Raw genomic sequence first — 21,378 nt, 5'->3', positions numbered from 1 at the left:
AGGCGATGTGCCTCAGCTTTCTTATTACTGGGGTCTACTGCGCCAGCGCGCGGAAGGCCGCCAGCTCTTCATCGGACATGCCCGCTTGTAATGCGGCTGCACAAATCTGTTCCCAACTGTTGCTGTCGAGCGGAATCCCCTCGCGATCGCGTTCGATACGATTCTGTTCTTCCCATTCACCTGGCACCTGAATCGGTGCATCGCCGCTTTGTGGCGAGCGTTTTACCCATTCGAGGAACGATTCTGCTTCTTCATGCATCGCCGGGGCATCAAACGCTTCGGGATTAACGATGATGGTGGTCATGCAGTTGAAAATGGCGTCATGGCTGCTGACCAGCGTGGCATCGTGCGTGGTGCGACCACCGGAAAGCGCACCGCCCAGAATTTCGCACATCGTGGCCAGCGCGTAACCTTTGTGCAGACCGAAGGGCATCAGCGAGCCATAAGGTGCCTGATGCATCACGCCGGGTTCGGTGGTGGGTTGCCCCTGATGATCGATCAGATAACCGGGCGCGACCTGTTGCCCTTTGTTCCATGCCACGCGTGTTTTGCCGTAGGCAATCCCGCTGGTAGCGAAATCGAGCAGCAGCGGTTTGGCATTTTGGCGTGGGAAGATGGCACAGAAGGGGTTGGTGCCAAAACGACGGTCGCTACCGTTAAAGGGCGCAACCATCGGATCACCCATCACGTTGACGAAATGGAAAGAGACGAATCCTGCCGCTGCGCACTGTTCCGCCCAATGACCGATACGACCAATATGGTGGGAATGGTGTAAGCCGACTGCAGCGATACCCAGCTTCGCTGCACGCTCAATACCCAACTGCATCGCCTGATGTGCCGCCACCTGACCAAAGCCGTTATGACCGTGCAGGGTGAGCACCGCACCGGCATCCTTTTCAATGGTGGTGTGCTGGTTCAGTTGCAGGAATCCCTGCTTCAGTGAGCTCATATAGCTCGGGATCATTCCTACACCGTGTGAATCGTGACCGGCCAGATTGGCGGCCACCAGATGGTCAGCCACTAAACGTGACTCTTCGGCGCTGCTGCCGGCATGTAACCAAATGGCCTGAACAAATTGATGTAACTGGGAAGGGGGAAGTCGGTAAAGGGCACTCACGCGGTCAATCTCCTTGTCATGTTCGATAATGCATCCTGCGCTTAAAGCTATCATTACCGCAAGTGAGTGTTATCAAAAGCAAAGGGCCACAATCTGTGGCCCAAAAACTCAATGCGGCTGTTCAAAGCCCGCTTTCACCATCTGATCGCGCAACGCGCGGGTAATTTCACGGTTCCCACCCGTGACCGGATAAATGACATTGTTGACGACATCGTCAAGGTAATGCTCTTCAAACTCTTGCATGGTGAGTTGGGTGCCACCTTCATCATTAATAGCAATGCTGCCACTGATGTGGTTGCCGTAATCCTTTGCCTTCAGGCTGTAACGCCCCATGCTGGTATTAATCGTGCTCATAAGATCTCCTTGTTACGTAGGCAGTGATAACAATTGAGGCCTGCTAGAGGCGCTGTAAGTTTAGACAGCACGAGCCGGCGGTGCGCAGCGGGAGAGAGAGATAAAATCGCGACATGCGACCCGTCTCGCAGAAATAAAACTGAACGGAAGGCAACGCTCATCACCATGCGTGACAGTGCTCGCACTGCACAGCGAACGCAGAATGATCATCTATACTGGATAACAGGCGCGTTATTTTTCATCACTGAAGGAGCGAACAATGAAAATAATTCTGTGGATTATTGCCATCATTTTTATCGTGGGATTACTGACGATTACGGGTGTATTCAAACTGATTTTTTAGCATGAACAGGCACCTGAGGTGCCTGAATTCTTTATTCTGCCCGGGACGCGGCAAATTCGCTCAATGTCAGCATTGCCGGAATCAAGTCCCGCCAGTCAATCGGTTTATCACAACCCGCGCAACACGCACCATGGTGTGGGTTATTTCTATCCTCTTCCACTTTCGGCAATGTGAAATAAAATTTAGCGCAGCCGCAGCGTCGACAGCGAATCGTCATTTCAATGTTCCTCCCTCTCCATCCTGGAAAGATGAGATTTATCTTATTCGCCCTCAGAGTTCAATTCATAAATTTAATTAATTTATTTCCGATGTAAATGATTGTCGTTAACTTGCTGAATACTAAGTTATCTCTATGCGTGACAATGACGCACTAAGTGCATTAAATGTGCATTTTCCTTGCCCTCTCGACCTATCCCTTTCAATAGATAAACCCCAACCTAATTTAAATCATCGGTAAATAATCTGGTAACCCAGACAATACCTGGAGTTTTTAGCCGCTTTTTTAAATACCCTTTTAAGTCGTAGCGCTAATAATCGCCCACTTCCCGAATGACATTCTTAGCGGGGTGGGTTGAATTTAAGAGATGATTTAATAGGACAGTTCTGTGAATCGGCACATTTTTTCCGCGCTTTTAGGCGGTATTTTGACGTTAGCAATGACGTTTTCAGCATCAGCAGTCACGACATCGCAAGCCATTGAATCGGGCTGGAATACCTTTAGCAGCAATGTGGAGCAAACCTGGTCCCAGCCACAGCATGATGATTTTTATCTGCCCGCTATCACCTGGCACAACCGCTGGACCTATGACGACGAGCACATCGAAAAGTATAACGAGCGGCCGTGGGGCGCCGGTGGCGGTGTCTCTCGTTGGGATGAGAAAGGCAACTGGCATGGGCTCTATGCCATGGTGTTCAAAGACTCGTTCAACAAATGGGAGCCTATCGCTGGCTATGGCTGGGAAGCGACCTGGCGGCCATTGAACGATCAGAATTTCCACATCGGTGCAGGCTACACCGCGGGCGTTACCGCGAGAGATAACTGGCGCTATATCCCGGTTCCACTGGTTTTGCCATTAGCATCAATAGGATATGGGCCAGCCACTTTCCAAATGACTTATATTCCAGGGACTTATAATAACGGCAACGTCTATTTTGCCTGGCTGAGATTCCAGTTTTAGCGAGTGAAAAGCGTCAAAAAGTGTGAAGGGGATGCAAAAAATCAATATTTATCACTTTTTCATCAATTCTCACTGGACAAATGTCACCGCAATTGCTGTACTAGATGCCGACACAGTTTAGTGTCCATTTTTCATGTAAAGGTAATATAGATGTCCAAGATCAAAGGTAACGTTAAGTGGTTTAATGAGTCGAAAGGCTTCGGTTTCATTACTCCAGAAGATGGCAGCAAAGATGTATTCGTACACTTCTCTGCAATCATGAGCAATGGTTTCAAAACTCTGGCTGAAGGTCAGCGTGTAGAGTTCGAAATCACTGACGGCGCTAAAGGCCCATCTGCTGCTAACGTTATCGCTCTGTAAGTTAACAGTTAGAATTTTGAAAACCCGCCTAATGGCGGGTTTTTTTTGTCCTTTTTACATGTGCCACCAGGTCAGGGAATAGCCCAACACGGCCGCCATGGCGACGAAAAGCGCCATCACTTCATTGTAGCTACGTGGAATCAGGTTTTTCATGTGCGCGCCCCAGAGGTGTATTTCACTCAGCATCGCAAAGCCAGGTTAAGCCAACCTTAAGCCGTGATGACAGTCTGATGACAGGGCACATTCTGCGGCGTATTTCACAGAACCTGGCAGTAACATTCTCATAACAATCCTTACTTGCAGCTTTTTACGCAACAACGCTATATAACTGCATGCAAGGACTCATGAGGAGGCAGGATGAATATACGTCAGGCACTGGCAAAAGACAGTTTTGCCCTGAGTGCGCTGTTAACCGAACTGGGTTACAGCGGCACAGAAAAGTTTATTGATACACGTCTGGCGCAGTTATGCAGCCATCCCGACGAAATTTTATTGGTGGCAGAACACGGTAATCAGGTTCTGGGGTTTCTCTCTTTGCACTTTATCCCCCAACTGGCGCTGCCCGGTGATTTCGCCCGCATCAGCTATTTTTGCATTGCGGAAGGCGAGCGCAGTAAAGGCAGTGGCCAACAGCTGCTCAGCCATGCCGAACAGCTAGCGCGTGAACGGGGCTGCGATCGCATGGAAGTGCATTGTCACGCTTCCCGCCTTAAAGCCAACCAGTTCTACTCGCGTGAAGGCTATGTAGAATCTCCGCGTTATCACATCAAAGATCTGGGCTCGCTTTAAGTTCACGCCCGGTGGCGATGACCAGCGCGTCAGCAATGCTTTCAAGCTGATCGAACGGGAGCAGTGAAGCACTGACGCGAATAAAGGGCTCGCCGTTGAGGCAACAGCGTTCTCCCGGCAGTACAGCGATGCCGCGTGCTGCCAGGGTGATCATGGCGTACTGCTCTGATTCCACCGGGATCTGTACGCTCAACCCATCTCGCTCTTCCAGTACCACTCCGCGTTTTGCCAGTGCCGCCAGTAACTGCTGGCGACGCTGCGCGTATACGGTCTTCGCCTGTTGAATGCTCTGCTGTGTGGCCTCATCGGTGAGCATCCATGCCACCGCATCCTGCAAGATACGGCTGGTCCAGCTGACGCCGAAGTTACGCCACGACTGTAAGCGTTTCACCATGTCTGCCGTCGCGGATAACGCCGCCAGGCGCAGATCGGGACCATAGGCTTTGGAAAAAGAATGAACGTGAATGACCCGCTCCGGGAAGTGAAAACCGAGGCTCCAGGCCGGCCAGCACGACAGATCGCCAATGCCATCATCCTCGACAATCATCGTGGTACTGTTCGCCAGCACCCTTGCTAACTCGGCGCTGCGACGCTGAGTCACGCTGTAGCCGGTGGCCGAATGCGTGCGCGGCTGATAGATAAACATCGCCGGTGATTTTTGCAGATGTGCGGCCAGCGCCGTGGGTATCGGCCCCTGATCATCACAGGGCAGCGGCAAAATTTCTGCGCCGATATTTTCCAGCATATCCAGCAAACGGGTGGCCGTGGGATTTTCAATCACCACCCGATCGCCCGGCGACAACAGCGTCTGCACAATCAGGTTCATGGCATCAAAACCGCCATCAGTGGCTAACCAGGCTTCCGCCGGATAGGGCCAGCGTGGACTGATGGCCGCTTGCAATTGCGGAGAGATCGCTTCGCGCTGATAGCTGTTTAACTCAGGTGAGGCAATCCCCGCGAGGATCGCCCGTTTAAGATCGGGTAGCAACGCCGGATCGGGTGACGCCATCGCCAGCGCCGCCCGGATGTTCTCGCCGTAGTTACCAATCTTCTCAAAGCGGATGGGGCGTGGCAGCACGCTGTTGCCACACACCCACACGCCACTGCGTCCTTTACCCGCCAGCACTTTCTGCTTCTTCAGTTGCGCCCAGGCAGCAGAAACGGTTGCCGGACTGACGCCCAGCCGCTCTGCCAGTTCGCGCACCGCGGGCATTTGCATGCCAACAGCAATTTGGCCGTCCCGAATTAAGGATGAGGCGGTAAGCGTTATTCCCTTTACCGAAGCATCGTCTATTTGATGGCTAAGCCACTCGACATCTACCGTTTGCGTCATAAGAAAATCATTTGTTCAGTAACAAAGAATTGATTGTTCAGATTAGTATTCGCGTTTTAGACTCAAATTCAAGCACTATTTGCTGAATAAATAAACAGCGCCAGAGCTCTGGCTGAAAACGGGGAAAGCACAATTATGGTAACCATCAGACTGGCGGTGCGTGACTGGGATTATTTCACCCCGCTGGCACTCGGCGACATCAAACCAGAAGGCTTCACGCTGGAGATTGACCGCGTGGGCACGCTGGTTGATAACCTCGCGACCAGCGACAAATACGACGCGGGTGAAGTGTCATTCAGCCGCTATGCTCAGGCATGCGCCAGAGGGGATAACGCACTGCTCGGCCTGCCGCACTTCCTGATGCGCGGCTTCCGCCAGCGCTGCATCATCACCACCGCTGACAGCCCGATTACCACGCCCGCTCAGTTGAAAGGCAAGAAAATCGGTGTGACCGGCTGGCAGGATTCTGGCAATACCTGGACGCGCACCGTGCTGCGTGAAGCTGGCGTAGAGATCGATGATGCGTACTGGTTTGCCGGCCGTCTGACCGAAGAGCATCCGATTGTTGATCGCCTCGCAGGCTTCGGCCGTCCGGGCCGCATCGAACCTGCACCAGGTGAGCGCCCACTGATCGAACTGCTGAAGGCCGGTGAGCTGGATGCGGTGTTCACGCCGTTTATGCCAGAAGGTTTCTTCCTGAAAAATTCTGGCCTGCGTCAATTGCAAAACGACTTTGTGACCGCAGAACGTGACTACTTCAACCGTGTCGGTTACGTGCCGGGTATCCATCTGCTGGCGATGAAACCGGCACTGGCGGAAATGCATCCCTGGCTGCCGCAGGCGTTAAGCGAAATCATCGATCGTTCGTACCAGATGTGGATGCAGAAACGCGAGAAATACGCCGACACCACACCGTGGCTGCTGGATGATTTGCGACGTACCGCGCAGGAATTACCGGCGGACTGGAATCAAAACGGATTCTCCGCTAACAGAAAGATGATCGCCGATTTTGCCAACGAGCTGTTCCAGCAAGGCTTAACCAAAACATTACTGACGCCGGAAGCGATTTTCCCGGCTGCAGCGCAAGGGGAGTGATGATGAAAGTTGCAATGGGGCAGTTTGCTGTCAGCCGCGAATGGCAGGAAAACACCGATATCTGCATCGGTTTGATGAACAATGCGCTGGCCGGGGGCGCGGATTTACTGGTCCTGCCTGAAGGCGTGCTGGCACGTGATATTGCCGACCCTGATCTGGTACTGAAAGCCGCGCAGCCGCTGGATGGTCCTTTTATCACACAGTTGCTGGCGGTCAGTAAGGGCAACGATTTAACCACCATGATGAGCGTGCACGTGCCGACAGAGGGTAACAAAGCGCTCAACGTGCTGATTGCCATTCGCAACGGTGAACTCATCGCCGCCTACGAAAAGCTGCATCTTTATGATGCGTTTGCGATGCAGGAGTCACAGCGCGTGAATCCAGGCAACGAAATCCCACCGCTGGTGGAAGTGGCGGGGATGAAGGTGGGCTTGATGACCTGCTACGACGTACGTTTCCCTGAGCTGGCGCGCCGTCTGGTGCTGGACGGTGCGGATGTGCTGGTATTGCCTGCCGCGTGGGTCAAAGGCCCGCTGAAAGAGATGCATTGGGAATTGCTGTGTACGGCAAGAGCACTGGAAAACACCTGTTACATGGTGGCCGTGGGCGAATGTGGCCCGCGTAACATCGGCAACAGTCTGGTCATCGATCCTCTCGGCGTCGCGATTGCCAAAGCGCCAGAGTCGGCGGCACTGGTGTTCGCCGACCTCGATCCACAACGTATTGCCTACGCACGTAGCGTACTGCCGGTGCTGGAAAACCGCCGTTTTGCTCGTCCTGAACTGAAACCACTTTGATAGATTTTGGGGAACTGGCTCATGAATAAACTTACAACAGCAATAACGTTGGCGCTGGGGCTGACAGTCAGCGCAGTGCAGGCAGCGGAAGCTATCCCAACGCAGAAAGTCGATCAGGCGCTGCATGACCGCTTGCCAGCAGAGATTAAAAGCGCTGGAAAAATGATTTCGGTAAACAACGGATCGTTTCCTCCTTATGAGATCGTGAACGGTCCACATTCGATGGACGGCGCCTCAGCCGACCTGACGAATGCTTTGGCTCAATTGCTGGGTGTGAAAATTGAACATGCCACGGTCAGCGGTTTGTCGGGTGTTTTAGCTGGCATTAACTCGGGCCGTTATCAGATGGCGATTGGGCCGATTGGCGACTATCCCGATCGTCAGCAGAAAGTCGACTTCATCGATTTTGTGCAGGAGTTCGTGGTGTTCGGCGTGCAGAAGGGCAACCCAGCGAAAATTAACGGTCTGGAAGACACCTGCGGCAAGCGTATTGCTGTGATGGCAGCCGGTTCAGCTGAGCAGGTGATTCGTAAGCAGTCGGACGCTTGCGTTGCCGCGGGCAAACCTGCGGTGGTGGTGCAATCCTTTACCGATCAGCCTTCATCGATTCTGGCGGTGCGCTCTAAGCGTTCTGATGCATTCTTCTCTTCTCAGGCGCCGCTGACCTACTTTATCGAGCAAGCCAATGGCCAGCTGGAGCTTTCAGGTAAAGGACAGAAAAACGGCTTTGGCGATATTTTCCAGGGCACGGTAGTACCAAAAGGTTCCGAACTGGGCAACGTAGTACTCGACGCCTATAAAGAGTTGTTCGCCAACGGCACCTACGCGGCGATCATGAAGAAGTGGAAACTCGACGGCAATATCTTGCAGCAGCCGGGTCGTAATCTGGCGCAGGGGACAGCAAAATGAATCCGGTCACCCACAATACGCGAGCCAGGGATAAGGCCAACGTGCAGCAGCGCGATGTCGCTTTCGCCCGCAGTGCGCCCACCTATGGACGCTGGATCTCATGGATTGTGGTACTGGTGGTCGCGGCCAACTTTCTCTGGCTGGTGGCGACCAATCCCAATTTTGAATGGAAAGTGGTGTTGCAGTGGTTCACCGAAGGTTCGGTGATGAAAGGGCTGCAGGTGACGCTCGGGCTGACGGTGGTCTCGATGATCCTCGGTACGCTGCTGGGGCTGGGGCTGGCGGTATGGCGTCTTTCGGAAAATAAACTGCTGAGCGGCATCTCGTCGCTTTACATCTGGTTTTTCCGGGGTACGCCATTGCTGGTACAGCTGATCTTTTGGTACAACCTGTCGACGCTGTTTCCGAACATTTCGATTACCGTACCCTGGACGGATATTACCTTCGCCAGTTGGAATACCAACGATCTGATTACGCCGCTGACCGCTGCGTTTGCCGGACTGGCACTGAATGAAGCGGCGTATATGGCCGAGATCATTCGCGCCGGGCTGTTGTCTGTGGATCAGGGACAGGTGGAAACCACTCAGGCGTTTGGCATGAGCCGCAGCCGTGCATTACGCCGCATTATCATTCCGCAGGCGATGCGATCCATTATTCCTCCCACCGGCAATCAGCTAATCAGTATGATCAAAGCGACCTCGCTGGTGAGCGTAATAGCCATGGGCGATCTGCTTTACTCGGTGCAGGCCGTGTATAACCGCACCTTTGAAATTATCCCGATGCTGATGGTGGCCGTGATTTGGTATCTGCTGATCACATCGATCCTGAATATTGGGCAGTCAGCAATTGAACGCTACTACGCACGCGGCACCAAACGTACCGTGGTGAATAAACGCCGGACAGACACGGCTGTCGCAGCGACACATCAGCTGAAGGAGGATGTATGAGTGAGATTCAGCCGCTGGTCTCTGCGCGCAATGTCCAGAAGAGTTATGGCGATAACGAGGTATTGAAAGGGATCGATCTGGATGTGTATCCAGGCGAAGTGGTGGTGATTCTCGGGCCATCGGGATCGGGCAAATCGACCTTCCTGCGCTGTATTAACCATCTGGAAGATATGAACGCCGGCTCCATCATGGTGGGTGAAGAGCAGATTGGCTACGAATTGAAGCGCGGGATTCTGCATCGCCTGTCGGCACGGCGGATTGCTCACCAGCGTCAGAAGATCGGCATGGTGTTTCAGCAATTCAACCTCTATCCACACATGACCGTGCTGCAGAACATTATTGAAGCGCCCATTGGTGTGCATAAGTTTCCCCGCCAGGAAGCATTGCAGCATGCGCGCGAACTGCTGACGACGGTGGGATTGAGTGACAAAGCGGATGCCTGGCCACGTCATCTTTCCGGTGGGCAGCAGCAGCGTGTGGCGATTGCTCGCGCGTTAGCCATCAAACCGGCGTTGATGCTATTTGATGAGCCGACTTCCGCGCTGGACCCCGAACTCGTGGGAGAGGTGCTGGCGACGATGCGCACGCTGGCCGATCGTGGTCTGACCATGATCGTGGTGACACATGAGATTGGCTTTGCACGTGAGGCGGCGGACCGGGTGGTGTTTATGGATGGCGGCGTGGTGGTGGAGCAGGGAACACCGGAGCAGGTGATCGGTAATCCACAGCACCCGCGTACGCAGGCCTTTTTGAGCCGCTTTATTTAATGTTGCGCGGGTGTTGATCGTAATCTGTTACAGATTCCAGTTGTGACAGCTGATAAACTGCGCGTTAATAGTTATGTCTGTTTTCGCTAAGGTTGAAAGGTAAAGTATGGAAGGTTTCAGCATTGCCAAACTGCTGATCATCGGTGCACTTATTGTACTGCTGTTTGGTACCAACAAGTTACGTTCACTGGGTGGTGATCTGGGTTCCGCCATTAAAGGCTTCAAGAAAGCCATGAAAGACGATGAATCCACCGCAACCAAAAGCACCGCTGAAGAAGCGCCGGCTGAACGCGTGAGCCACAAAGAGTAATCCGACTTCAAACGTCAATAAGTGTAAATGTTTATGACGTTGATAAAAAAACCAGACTGCTTCCAGTCTGGTTTTTGTTTTTTTGGCACGGGTGAAAAAAGCCTGGCTGCGGGCGTCACACCCGCAGAACCGATTATTTCACTTCCAGCCCTTTGGCCTGCATATCCGCATGATAAGAAGAACGGACGAATGGGCCACAGGCCGCGTGGGTGAAGCCCATCGCCATGGCTTCCTCTTTCATCTCATCAAACTCTGCCGGGCTCACATAGCGCTGAACCGGCAGGTGATGGCGGCTTGGCTGTAAATACTGGCCGAGTGTGAGCATGGTGACACCATGACGACGCAGGTCACGCATCACTTCCACGATTTCCGCATTGGTTTCACCCAATCCGACCATCAGGCCAGACTTGGTTGGCACATCAGGATGCGCTTCTTTGAAACGCTCCAGCAGCTTCAGCGACCAGTCGTAGTTGGCGCCAGGGCGTACCTGACGGTAAACGCGTGGCACGTTTTCCATGTTGTGGTTGAACACATCTGGCGGCGTGGCGGTGAGGATTTCCAGCGCACGATCCATACGACCACGGAAGTCAGGCACCAGCGTTTCAATTTTGATGTTAGGGCTTTTTTCGCGAATGGCAGTGATGCAATCCGCAAAGTGCTGAGCCCCGCCGTCGCGAAGATCGTCGCGGTCAACCGAGGTGATCACCACGTAACGCAGCGCCATATCGGCAATAGTTTGTGCCAGTTTCAGCGGTTCGTTGGCGTCAGGCATATTTGGACGGCCGTGGGCGACGTCGCAGAATGGGCAACGACGCGTACAAATCGCACCGAGGATCATAAAGGTGGCGGTGCCGTGGTTAAAACATTCAGCGAGGTTAGGGCAGGAGGCCTCTTCACACACCGAGTGCAGACCATTTTTGCGCATGGCGGCTTTGATACCCTGAATGCGGCTGGAATCCGCAGGCAGTTTGATCTTCATCCACTCCGGCTTACGCAGAATCTCTTCACGCTCGACCATCACGGTTTTCACCGGAATCAGCGCCATTTTGTCGGCATCGCGATACTTGACGCCACGTTCCATCTGAATTGGTTTACTCATAAATCTGCAGGTTCCGGTCGGGATTGCGATTTGAAAGCTTCCTCACTCAAACTGAGAACCAGGCTTTCAACTTTATTTGAAAATATGGCAAAAATTATATCATTTCGTCTGCGCATAAGCAGCCGATATGCGAGCGCTAAAGTTACAATTTTGTAAATGAGCACAGACAGTCAAGGTCAGACCCTGGCCTCATTTTGCCATTCAAGCTGGGTGAAACCCGTTAAGCGGGCGAAATGTTGTACCAAACGGGGTTGTACGTCGGCGGTTGTGACGCCCGGCTGCTTTTCACTTAACTGCGTCATGCGCATGCCGGCATAACCGCAGGGATTGATGCGCAGGAAAGGTGCCAGATCCATCGCCACATTTAATGCCAGGCCGTGGAAGGAGCACCCTTTGCGAATGCGAAGGCCTAATGAGCACACTTTGTCATCGCCGATATAAACGCCGGGTGCGTCGGCACGTGCGCGCGCAGCGATACCATAATCCGCCAGGGTGGCGATCACGGTTTCTTCCAGCGCGGTGACCAGCTCTCTGACACCGATTTTGTGACGTTTAATATCAATCAACACGTACATCACCTGTTGCCCAGGCCCGTGATACGTCACCTGGCCGCCACGATCGCTCTGCACTACCGGAATATCGCCCGGCATCAGCAGATGTTCGGCTTTGCCTGCCTGGCCCTGGGTAAACACCGGATGATGTTCCACCAGCCAGATTTCATCGGCAGTGCTGCTGTCACGTTGATCGGTAAACTGATGCATCGCATCGGAGACAGGTTGCCAGTCGCGCTGGCCCAGTTGACGAACAAGAAGCGTGTTAGCTGACAAAGCGGAGATCCGGTAGAGAGTGAAGGGCTGAGTATAACGCTGGCAAAGCCGCCTTTGCCAGCGCGGGTATTACAGGACCATGCGCACGATATCAATGTTACCCAGTTCTTCGTACAGGGTTTCTACCTGTTCGATATGCGTTGCGGTGATGGTGATAGAAACCGAATGGTAGTTACCTTTGCTGCTCGGTTTCACTGCCGGGGTATAGTCGCCGGGGGCGTGGCGCTGCACCACTTCAACCACTTGATCAACCAGCTCCGGTTGCGCCAGACCCATTACTTTATAGGTGAAGGGGGTAGGGAATTCGAGCAGTTCATTCAGTTTGGTTTTCATGTTGGCTCCGGTGCTTAAAATTGAGAAGAGAAGCCCGAAGGCCGCCCCTACAACAGGTGATGCATAAAAATCGATAAGGGAGGCTTTCCAGCCTCCCCTATACGTTTGAAACGGGGGTTTCTAATTATATGGTATCAGACAGACGCTTTTTCAAGCGTCTTAGCCAAACCAGTGATGGAACATCAGTTTGATGTAATCAATGATACGGCTGAAGAAGCCGCCTTCCTGCACTTCGTTCAGGACCACCAGCGGACGCTGTTCAATGGTTTTGCCATCCAGCTGGAAGTTGATGCTGCCCACCACCTGGTTTTTCTGCAGCGGTGCATGCAGTTCGGTATTGGTCAGTACATAGCTGGCTTTCAGGTCTTTCATACGGCCGCGTGGAATGGTCAGGTAGGCATCTTTTTCAACGCCTAACTGGACACGATCGCTGTTACCAAACCAAACCGGCTCAGAGGCGAACTCTTTGCCTGCTTTCAGAGGTGCGACGGTCTCAAAGAAACGGAAGCCCCAGGTCAGCAGCTTTTTACTTTCGGTTTCGCGACCTTTATAAGTGTGACCGCCCATGACGGCAGAGATCAGACGCATCTGGCCTTCAGTGGCAGATGCCACCAGGTTGTAACCTGCCGCATCAGTGTGACCGGTTTTGATGCCGTCAACGTTCAGGCTGGTATCCCACAGTAAACCATTGCGGTTCATCTGTTTGATATTGTTGAAGGTGAACTCTTTTTCACGGTAGACCGAGTATTCGTCCGGCACATCACGAATCAATGCCTGGCCGATCAGCGCCATATCACGCGCCGAGCTGTACTGGCCTTCAGCATCCAGGCCGTGCACGGTCTGGAAGTGGGTGTTTTTCAGACCCAACGCGCCAACGTAATTATTCATCAGGCTAACAAACGCATCCTGGCTGCCGGCAACGTAATCGGCCATCGCTACACAGGCATCATTCCCTGACTGCAACACGATACCGCGCGTCAGTTGAGAAACCGGTACGCGATCGCCTGGCTTCAGGAACATCAGTGACGAGCCTTTGAACACCGGATTACCGGTGGCCCATGCGTCTTTACCGACGGTGACGATATCATCGTTATGGATTTTGCCTGCTTTGACCGCCTGACCAATCACATAGCTGGTCATCATTTTGGTCAGACTGGCGGGATCGCGGCGAGCATCCGCGTTCTTTTCGGCCAGGACTTTACCTGAGTTGGCATCGATCAGCACATAAGCTTCAGCATCGATTTCCGGGACGCCCGGGATCATCGTCTTAAGGTTAACATCGTCCGCAAAGGCGGCATGGCTGAGAGAAAGGGCGACCAGTGATCCCACTGTCAGGCGTTTCAGAAAACGAGAGGGTTTCAGCGTATTCATGTTAAGGACTACAACATCCGTGGGCTAAGAGTGAAAAAAGTGCCTTACTATAGCAAACGCCCGATCGAGCGACATCTTGCTTTGCAAATCAGTTTCAGCAGTAAAGGTAACTGCCCGTGACATTACGGACGGGCAGTTGTAATAAATGAGCTCATCTGTGCTTCAGTGGTCAGACGCTGTTGCAACGCAGCGGCTTCCGCCCGGCTACTGTAACCACCGAGTTGAATACGATAAACGTTGCCATTGGCTTCCACGTTTCCAGGCACGCCAAAACGTTTACCCAGGCTGGTCGCCAGTTGACGGGCGCGCGCCGCATCATTGACCGCACCGACCTGAACGACATAACCACCAGCGGCATGCGTACTATGAGGTGCAGCGCTGGCTGGAGCAGAAACCGGTGCCGCGACAGGCGCAGCGGATGTTGCCTGCACAGGCGTGGCGGCCGGTTCACTGCCTTCCAGTACACCGTTTGCTAAAGGCTGAGGCGCACCGAGGAAACCGCTGCTCTGCACCGGGGCACCGAGTCCACCGTTACTCTGCAGGGTGCTGTTATCGACTGCGCGAACATCCTGTGGCGCAGGTGCAGGCGTGGTATTGGCGCTGCCACCCATCATCACCATGCCGCCGTTAAGATCCGGGCGCGCGGGCAGGGCGTAGCTCTGCTTCGCCACTGTGGTGCCAATGGTGCCGGGGCCGGAAACAGAACCATCCGGTGCGACTTTGATGTAATCCACGCGAACACGGGAATTATTCGAGATATTCAAACGGTCGCCTGCCGCGCGAGACAAGTCAATGATGCGGCCGGGGGTATACGGGCCACGGTCATTAACACGCACCACGATCTGGCGACCATTGGCGAGGTTAGTGACGCGCACATAGCTTGGCAGTGGCAGAGTAGGGTGTGCCGCAGTTAAGGCGTCTGGATCGTAAGCTTCGCCGATCGCTGTGCGATTACCTTGTGCTTCTGCACCGTACCAGGTGGCTAACCCAACTTCGCTGAAGTTCGAAGGATCCTTGATTACGCGATAATTTTTACCATTAACGCTGTAATCCTGGCTGGTAGAAGGATTGATCGGTTCATAGCGCGGTTCAACGCCTGGGATTTCCACCACCGGGCCATTATAGGCCGGCTGCGGTGGCGCAGTATTATTCTGCTGTTCCGGTGCGGAACAGGCAGCCAGTACCAATGATGCCAGTGCAACCCCAAGCCAATCCTTACGCATGTGCAGCCTCTTAAACGCTTTTAGATAACATTTTTCGATGAGTATGGATCGACATCACGATGCCAAATCCGGCCATTAATACAATCAACGCCGACCCGCCGTAGCTCACCAGCGGCAGCGGAACACCGACCACGGGTAAGATACCACTTACCATACCAATGTTAACGAAAACATAGACGAATAAAATCAACATCAAACCACCGGCCATCACGCGACCAAAGGTGGTTTGCGCGCGCGCCGCAATAATCAGGCCGCGCAAAATCAGCAGCAGATACAGTACCAATAGCACTAATACGCCGACCAGGCCGAGTTCTTCTGCCAGTACCGCAAAGATAAAGTCGGTGTGACGTTCAGGCAAAAACTCCAGCTGTGACTGGGTGCCATGCAGCCAGCCTTTGCCACGTAAACCACCGGATCCAATCGCAATCTTGGACTGAATAATGTGATAACCGGCACCGAGCGGGTCACTCTCAGGATCGAGCAGCATCATCACACGGTCGCGCTGATAGTCATGCATCAGGAAGAACCACAGTACCGGAATAAAGGCCGCCACCAGCAGCACCGCCACGGCAATCAGCTTCCAGCTCATCCCCGACAGGAACAGCACAAACAGGCCGGACGCGGCGATCAGAATCGAGGTGCCGAGGTCAGGCTGTGCCGCCACTAACAGCGTCGGCATGAAGATCAACACCAGCGCAATGCCGGTATTTTTCAGCGTTGGTGGGCAGACATCGCGGTTAATAAAGCGTGCCACCATCAGTGGCACCGCTATTTTGGCTATCTCGGAGGGCTGGAAACGCACAAAGCCGAGATCCAGCCAGCGCTGCGCCCCTTTACTGATATGGCCAAAGGCATCCACCGCCACCAGTAATATCACGCAGACAATGTAGAGATAGGGCGCCCAGCTTTCATACACGCGCGGCGGCACCTGCGCCATCACCAGCATGATAATGATACCCATGGCAATCTGACCGAGCTTACGCTCCATCATGCCGGGATCCTGACCGCTGGCGCTCCAGATGACGATGGCGCTGTAAGCCAGTAGCGCAAGGATGATCAGCATAAACAGGGGATCGATATGGATACGCGTCCAGATCGATCTTTTCTGCGGACTATCGTTCATGGACATCTTTATTCACCTTCGTAGCCAGGCGGCGTCGGTGCGGCTTCAGGCAGCACGGTATTGTTGTCACCTAACATTATGTGGTCGAGAATCTGACGCATCACCGTACCCACTGCCGGGCCAGCACCGCCGTTCTCCAGAATCATGGTCACGGCAACGCGCGGTTTATCGTAAGGCGCGAATGCCGTCATTAACTTATGGTCACGCAAGCGTTCAGCAATTTTGTGCGCGTTATAGGTCTCGTTCTCTTTCAGACCGAATACCTGCGCAGTACCGGATTTCGCAGCGATTTTGTAAGGTGCATCAGCAAAACTTTTGTGCGCCGTCCCGTTCGCGCGGTTGGCCACGCCGTACATGCCATCTTTGGCAATTTCCCAGTATCCCGAGTGGATATCGCCAATTGGCGCATCCGGCGGCTGGCGATACGGCACCATGGTTTGGCCTTCACGAGTGGCGCGCAGTAAATGCGGCACTTTGATAATGCCGTCATTGATCAGAATCATCATGGCTTTGTTCATCTGCACCGGGGTTGCGGTCCAGTAACCCTGGCCAATACCCACCGGAATGGTGTCACCCTGATACCACGGCTTCTTAAAGCGCTTCAGCTTCCACTCACGCGTTGGCATGTTGCCGGGACTTTCCTGCGGCAAATCAATACCGGTGCGATGGCCATAGCCAAATTTGGTCATCCACTCTGACAGGCGATCAATGCCCATGTCGTAGGCGACCTGATAGAAGAAGGTATCGGCAGATTCTTCCAGCGACTTGGTGACGTTAAGACGGCCGTGTCCCCATTTTTTCCAGTCGCGATAGCGTTTTTCCGAACCGGGTAACTGCCACCAGCCGGGGTCAAACAGGCTGGTATTGCGATTAATCACCCCTGCACTCAGCGCAGAAACGGCAACATAAGGTTTCACCGTTGAGGCGGGTGGGTAGGATGCCTGTAACGCGCGATTGTACAGTGGACGGTTTTCATCGCTCAGCAGGGCTTTGTAATCCTTGCTGGAGATGCCATCAACAAACAGGTTAGGGTCGTAGCTCGGTGTGGACACCAGCGCCAGAATTTCACCGGTGCGTGGATCGCTGACCACCACGGCGGCACGGCTGCCGGCCAACAGGGTTTCGATATATTGCTGCAGTTTCAGGTCGACGGTCAGATAGATATCGCGACCGGCCTGCGGGGATTGCTCGTGCAACTGGCGGATCACCCGGCCACGGTTGTTCACTTCAACCTCTTCGTAGCCGGTTTTGCCATGCAGCACATCTTCGTAATAGTTCTCGATGCCCAACTTGCCGATATCATGCGTTGCCGCATAGTTAGGCCATTTACCTTCATCATCGAGGCGTTTAACGTCGCGGTCGTTAATTTTAGAGACGTAGCCCACTACATGCGTCAGCGTCTGACCGTAGGGATAATAGCGGCGCTGATAACCTTTCACTTCCACACCGGGGAAGCGGTACTGATTGACGGCGAAACGCGCCACCTGCACTTCGTTGAGCGCGGTTTTCACCGGAATAGAGGTGAAACGACGTGAGCGCTTACGCTCTTTTTCAAAGGCGTCGAGATCGTCGTCCGTCAGATCCAGCACCGGGCGCAGATCCTGCAGCGTCTGCTTCAGGTCATCGACTTTTTCGGGTACCAGTTCAGCCTGGTAAATGGTGCGGTTCAGCGCCAGCGGGACGCCGTTGCGATCAAAGATGATGCCGCGGCTGGGCGCAACGGGCACCAGCTTGATGCGGTTCTCATTGGAACGGGTGCTGTAATCGTCAAAACGCAGAATTTGCAAGTGATAGAGGTTGACCACCAGCACGCTGGAGAGCAGGAAAATGCCAACAAAAGCCACCAAAGCCCGGCGGACAAAAAGTTTCTGTTCGGCAGTGTAATCGCGAAAGGCGTTGCTCTGTAATTTCATCCGCTGCGTTTATTGTCTGGAGGTTGTCAGGCGTTTATTCACGGTGATAAGGATGATTCGTGGTGATGCTCCAGGCACGATACAGGCTTTCGGCTACCAGCACACGCACCAGCGGGTGAGGCAACGTCAACGTGGACAGCGACCAGCTCTGCTCGGCAGCGGCTTTACAGGCCGGCGCCAGTCCTTCCGGGCCGCCAATCAACAAGCTGACATCGCGGCCATCTTGTTTCCAGCGCTCAAGCTGTTGCGCCAGCTGTGGGGTTTCCCACGGCTGCCCTGGAATATCCAGCGTGACGATGCGGTTGCCTTTGCCGACGGCCGCTAACATCGCTTCCCCCTCTTTTTCCAGGATGCGCTTGATGTCCGCGTTCTTGCCGCGTTTACCCGCAGGCACTTCGGTCAGTTCAAACGGCATATCCTTGGGGAAGCGGCGCAGATACTCCATGAAACCGGTCTGAACCCAGTCAGGCATTTTGGTGCCGACGGCCACAAGCTGCAGTTTCAAGGCTTAGCTCCAGAGCTTTTCCAGCTCATACAGCTGGCGGCTCTCTTCCTGCATCACGTGTACGATCACTTCGCCAAGATCCACGACGACCCAATCAGCGGCAGCTTTACCATCGACGCCTAGCGGCTTTAAACCCGCGGCACGGGATTCCTGAACCACGTGATCGGCGATCGAAACCACATGACGCGTCGACGTGCCGGTGCAGATGATCATGCAATCGGTGATGCTCGATTTGCCCTGAACATCAACAGCAATGATGTCCTGGCCTTTAATATCGTCAATCTTATCAATAACGAAATCTTGGAGTGCTTTACCTTGCAAAAGGTTCCCCTTAAAAACAGGTGATTACGAGAAGGCTGAATGCCCGGAAAACATAGCCTAAAATGAAGCGGCGCAGTATAGCACGCAACGATCAACCGCGATATAAGCCAGCGCGATCGATGTAGTCGATAACCGCATCGGGCAGCAGATCGGTGCAGGATTGCCCCAGGTGACGACGCTGGCGTATTTCCGTGGCGGAGATGTCAAACAGCGGCGTATCAGCCAGCCAGATATGGCCTGCCGGTGCTTGATGCAACTGTTCTGCGTGCTGTGCACGATGCGCATCCAGCCACTGCTGCATCTCAGGCGTTTCCATCTGCGTTGCATAGCCCGGTCGCTGGCACACCAACAGATGGCACAGAGAGAGGAGATCCTGCCAGCGATGCCATTTGGCTAACGTTAGCAGAGAATCTTGTCCGATGATAAACCCGAGGGGCTGTTCTGCACCGCGTTCCGCACGGAGTGCTTCAAGGGTTGCGACCGTCCATGACGGCGTATCCCGCTCCAGCTCGCGCGTATCAATATCAAACAGGGGGCGGGTCGCAATCGCGCAGCGCAGCATTTCCACGCGCTGCCGGGCACTGGCTTCAGGCTGTGGCCGATGCGGTGGCACGTTGTTGGGTAGTAGCGTGACCTTTTTCAGCCCTACCTGTTGCGCCAGCGCTTCCACCGGGCGCAGATGGCCAAAGTGGATAGGATCGAAGGTGCCGCCAAACAGCGCGTAAAGTTTAGACATCCGTAAAGCTTAGGGGAAAATCGCGGTGACACAGCAGCAGCGACAAGGTTTCAAGCTGCGGCCAAAGGTTTTGACCGTAATCCTGCTTCATGGTCAGCTCCAGTTCGGCGAGCAGATGGACGGCGCGTTGCAGACGACGTGCATCAAGGCGTTGCAGCGCATCGGTAAACAGTGCGCGACGGTTTTGCCAGATGCGCTGTTGATCCATTAGCGCACGCAAGCCCTGTTTACCCTGATTGCGCTGCAAATGCAGCAGCGTCAGTAAATCACGTTGCAGAGAACGCAGTAAAATCACCCCTTCAGCATCCTCTTTTTCCAGCTGATGCAGGATATGCAGGGCGCGCTTACTTTTGCCCGCCAGCAGGGCATCCACCCAGTGGAAAGGGGTAAAGTGCGCAGCGTCATTTACCGCGTCTTCCACGCGGGGCAGAGTGAGTTTGCCATCCGGCCACAGCAGTGACAGACGTTCCAGCGCCTGCGCCAGCGCCAGCAGATTACCTTCGTAGCAGTAGCACAGCAGTTGAATCGCCGCGTCATCAACACTCAACTTCATGGCTTTGGCACGGCTCGCGACCCAGCGCGGCAACTGCGCTTGTTCGGGCGTCTGGCAGGGAACCAGCACGGCATGAGCGCTGAGCGCTTTAAACCAGGCGCTGTTTTCCTGCGCTTTGGTCAGTTTTGCCATGCGCAGCACCAGTAGGATATCGCTGTGCAGCAGGCTGGCGAGTTTAACCAGTTGCTCGGCCATCGCTGCATTGGCACCGTTTTCTGGCAGTTGCAGCGTTAAGGTCTGGCGTTGCGTGAACAGGCTGAGTGCCTGACAGCTGGCAAAGATCGCATCCCAGTCGGTTTGCGCATCAAGAGTGACACTGAAGTGTTCTTCAAAGCCTTGAGAAGATGAGGCCGCGCGAATGGCATCGGCACTTTCCTGAATCAGCAACGGTTCATTGCCGGTCAGAAAATAACAGGCGCGCAGCCCCTCACGAAGCTGCGCGCTCAGTTGTTCAGGATAAATCCTGATCATTGCAGACTGGTTGCTGACGAAGAGGGCACTTCTGGTGAATTCTCACCTGGTGCGATGATCTCCGGCTGTGGCAACGTGTCTTTGTTGCTTTCCTGCGCGGCATGAACCGTTAACAGTTTACGCACCAGTTGCTCGGCGGCACGCTGGCGCATCTCCTGCACAATCATGTCTTGCTCGGCATCCTTCGCCAGTGCGGCATTCGGGTTGTCGAAGAAAGAACGGTACACGGTGGTGCTGATCGGGTAGATGCCTTTGCCCGGGATCAGAACCTGCGCGGTCACTGTCATCACCAGTGAATACTCAGCAGTGGTGCCGCTGATAAACACTGACGCGGTATCACGCCCCAGCACTTCTGCACCTAAGCGCAGGGTCGGGTATTTGGCACTGGCCTGTTTGCTGTCATTAACAATGGTGACATCATTGATACGCAGTTGTTGGCGCACGGTGCGCGCCATTGGGCCATACGGGTCGCCACTCTGGACGATCAGCGTTTTCATCTCGTTAGGCACCATGGTGGTGCCACGCGGGTGAAAACCACAGCCTGCGGTGATCATCACCGCAAGCAGGACAAACAGCCTGATAATCAGTTGTCGCACAGTTCCTC

General features: G+C 54.0%; 24 protein-coding genes. 9 read left to right on the top strand and 15 right to left on the bottom strand.

Annotated features, from left to right (window positions below):
- Positions 1–34 precede the first annotated feature (34 nt).
- Together H7A81_RS05205 and H7A81_RS05200 are read right to left on the bottom strand one after the other, a co-directional pair.
- A complete protein-coding gene (locus H7A81_RS05205; protein ID WP_182056928.1) occupies positions 35–1,117 on the bottom strand; it encodes a malate/lactate/ureidoglycolate dehydrogenase in 1,083 nt (360 codons plus the stop codon).
- A gap of 108 nt (positions 1,118–1,225) precedes the next feature.
- On the bottom strand, positions 1,226–1,471 hold the full coding sequence (locus tag H7A81_RS05200) for a hypothetical protein (protein ID WP_008103719.1): 246 nt from the start codon (positions 1,469–1,471) through the stop codon (positions 1,226–1,228).
- A 948-nt stretch (positions 1,472–2,419) separates the two neighbouring features.
- Here H7A81_RS05200 and pagP point away from each other — a divergent pair.
- The 3 genes from pagP to H7A81_RS05185 all read left to right on the top strand — a co-directional run bounded on the left by pagP (position 2,420) and on the right by H7A81_RS05185 (position 4,141).
- Positions 2,420–2,992, top strand: coding sequence for a lipid IV(A) palmitoyltransferase PagP (gene pagP / locus H7A81_RS05195; protein WP_370529937.1), 573 nt, complete (start codon positions 2,420–2,422; stop codon positions 2,990–2,992).
- A 150-nt stretch (positions 2,993–3,142) separates the two neighbouring features.
- Positions 3,143–3,352 carry a transcription antiterminator/RNA stability regulator CspE gene (gene cspE, locus H7A81_RS05190; protein ID WP_034829024.1) on the top strand — a complete coding sequence of 70 codons (210 nt, stop codon included), beginning with the start codon at positions 3,143–3,145 and terminating at the stop codon, positions 3,350–3,352.
- 357 nt (positions 3,353–3,709) lie between these two features.
- On the top strand, positions 3,710–4,141 hold the full coding sequence (locus tag H7A81_RS05185; RefSeq protein ID WP_034829026.1) for a GNAT family N-acetyltransferase: 432 nt from the start codon (positions 3,710–3,712) through the stop codon (positions 4,139–4,141).
- Here the strand turns inward: H7A81_RS05185 and H7A81_RS05180 are convergent.
- The gene (locus H7A81_RS05180; RefSeq protein ID WP_182056927.1) at positions 4,119–5,474 is read right to left on the bottom strand and encodes a PLP-dependent aminotransferase family protein; all 1,356 of its coding nucleotides are present in this window, start codon (positions 5,472–5,474) and stop codon (positions 4,119–4,121) included. The genes H7A81_RS05185 and H7A81_RS05180 overlap by 23 nt on opposite strands.
- Positions 5,475–5,609: 135 nt before the next feature.
- Between H7A81_RS05180 and H7A81_RS05175 the strand changes: the two genes are divergently transcribed.
- The 6 genes from H7A81_RS05175 to tatE all read left to right on the top strand — a co-directional run bounded on the left by H7A81_RS05175 (position 5,610) and on the right by tatE (position 10,299).
- A complete protein-coding gene (locus tag H7A81_RS05175) occupies positions 5,610–6,569 on the top strand; it encodes an ABC transporter substrate-binding protein (protein WP_182056926.1) in 960 nt (319 codons plus the stop codon).
- A gap of 2 nt (positions 6,570–6,571) precedes the next feature.
- Positions 6,572–7,366, top strand: coding sequence for a deaminated glutathione amidase (locus H7A81_RS05170; RefSeq protein ID WP_034829032.1), 795 nt, complete (start codon positions 6,572–6,574; stop codon positions 7,364–7,366).
- 21 nt (positions 7,367–7,387) lie between these two features.
- Complete coding sequence (locus H7A81_RS05165; protein ID WP_182056925.1) at positions 7,388–8,275, top strand: ABC transporter substrate-binding protein; 888 nt, start codon at positions 7,388–7,390, stop codon at positions 8,273–8,275.
- Entirely contained in the window at positions 8,272–9,222 is a 951-nt protein-coding gene (locus H7A81_RS05160; protein ID WP_182056924.1) for an amino acid ABC transporter permease, read from the top strand. The genes H7A81_RS05165 and H7A81_RS05160 overlap by 4 nt, the downstream gene beginning before the upstream one ends.
- Positions 9,219–9,989, top strand: a complete 771-nt coding sequence (locus tag H7A81_RS05155; RefSeq protein ID WP_182056923.1) for an amino acid ABC transporter ATP-binding protein — start codon at positions 9,219–9,221, stop codon at positions 9,987–9,989. The genes H7A81_RS05160 and H7A81_RS05155 overlap by 4 nt, the downstream gene beginning before the upstream one ends.
- 106 nt (positions 9,990–10,095) lie before the next feature.
- On the top strand, positions 10,096–10,299 hold the full coding sequence (gene tatE, locus H7A81_RS05150) for a twin-arginine translocase subunit TatE (RefSeq protein WP_034829040.1): 204 nt from the start codon (positions 10,096–10,098) through the stop codon (positions 10,297–10,299).
- Between the two features lie 133 nt (positions 10,300–10,432).
- On the opposite strand, the gene lipA is transcribed toward tatE, so the two are convergent.
- The 12 genes from lipA to lptE form a co-directional block, all read right to left on the bottom strand.
- Positions 10,433–11,398 (bottom strand): lipoyl synthase, encoded by a 966-nt coding sequence (gene lipA, locus H7A81_RS05145; protein ID WP_034829042.1) that lies wholly within the window; start codon positions 11,396–11,398, stop codon positions 10,433–10,435.
- A gap of 176 nt (positions 11,399–11,574) precedes the next feature.
- A complete protein-coding gene (gene lipB, locus H7A81_RS05140) occupies positions 11,575–12,225 on the bottom strand; it encodes a lipoyl(octanoyl) transferase LipB (RefSeq protein ID WP_160867877.1) in 651 nt (216 codons plus the stop codon).
- Between the two features lie 69 nt (positions 12,226–12,294).
- The gene (gene ybeD / locus H7A81_RS05135) at positions 12,295–12,558 is read right to left on the bottom strand and encodes a DUF493 family protein YbeD (RefSeq protein ID WP_034829045.1); all 264 of its coding nucleotides are present in this window, start codon (positions 12,556–12,558) and stop codon (positions 12,295–12,297) included.
- A 159-nt stretch (positions 12,559–12,717) separates the two neighbouring features.
- Positions 12,718–13,929, bottom strand: coding sequence for a D-alanyl-D-alanine carboxypeptidase DacA (gene dacA / locus H7A81_RS05130; RefSeq protein WP_034829047.1), 1,212 nt, complete (start codon positions 13,927–13,929; stop codon positions 12,718–12,720).
- Positions 13,930–14,051: 122 nt separating this feature from the next.
- Positions 14,052–15,152, bottom strand: coding sequence for an endolytic peptidoglycan transglycosylase RlpA (gene rlpA / locus H7A81_RS05125; RefSeq protein ID WP_182056922.1), 1,101 nt, complete (start codon positions 15,150–15,152; stop codon positions 14,052–14,054).
- A gap of 10 nt (positions 15,153–15,162) precedes the next feature.
- Complete coding sequence (gene mrdB / locus H7A81_RS05120; protein ID WP_160868002.1) at positions 15,163–16,275, bottom strand: peptidoglycan glycosyltransferase MrdB; 1,113 nt, start codon at positions 16,273–16,275, stop codon at positions 15,163–15,165.
- 8 nt (positions 16,276–16,283) lie between these two features.
- Positions 16,284–18,188, bottom strand: coding sequence for a peptidoglycan DD-transpeptidase MrdA (gene mrdA / locus H7A81_RS05115; RefSeq protein WP_182056921.1), 1,905 nt, complete (start codon positions 18,186–18,188; stop codon positions 16,284–16,286).
- Between the two features lie 34 nt (positions 18,189–18,222).
- Positions 18,223–18,693: a 23S rRNA (pseudouridine(1915)-N(3))-methyltransferase RlmH gene (gene rlmH / locus H7A81_RS05110; RefSeq protein WP_038648318.1), complete on the bottom strand. Its 471-nt coding sequence runs from the start codon at positions 18,691–18,693 to the stop codon at positions 18,223–18,225.
- 3 nt (positions 18,694–18,696) lie between these two features.
- Positions 18,697–19,014: a ribosome silencing factor gene (rsfS, locus tag H7A81_RS05105; RefSeq protein ID WP_038648315.1), complete on the bottom strand. Its 318-nt coding sequence runs from the start codon at positions 19,012–19,014 to the stop codon at positions 18,697–18,699.
- Positions 19,015–19,105: 91 nt separating this feature from the next.
- A complete protein-coding gene (nadD, locus tag H7A81_RS05100; protein ID WP_097117437.1) occupies positions 19,106–19,750 on the bottom strand; it encodes a nicotinate-nucleotide adenylyltransferase in 645 nt (214 codons plus the stop codon).
- Positions 19,743–20,774: a DNA polymerase III subunit delta gene (holA, locus tag H7A81_RS05095; RefSeq protein WP_038648309.1), complete on the bottom strand. Its 1,032-nt coding sequence runs from the start codon at positions 20,772–20,774 to the stop codon at positions 19,743–19,745. Before holA ends, nadD begins: the two co-directional genes overlap by 8 nt.
- Positions 20,771–21,370 carry an LPS assembly lipoprotein LptE gene (lptE, locus tag H7A81_RS05090; protein ID WP_058960800.1) on the bottom strand — a complete coding sequence of 200 codons (600 nt, stop codon included), beginning with the start codon at positions 21,368–21,370 and terminating at the stop codon, positions 20,771–20,773. The genes holA and lptE overlap by 4 nt, the downstream gene beginning before the upstream one ends.
- Positions 21,371–21,378: the final 8 nt, after the last annotated feature.

This window comes from Pantoea sp. ME81 (assembly GCF_903970985.1).
Classification (GTDB): Bacteria; Pseudomonadota; Gammaproteobacteria; order Enterobacterales; family Enterobacteriaceae; genus Pantoea; species Pantoea communis.
The sequence above is the reverse complement of the archived record's forward strand: the minus strand, read 5'-3'. Positions and strand labels throughout refer to the sequence as shown.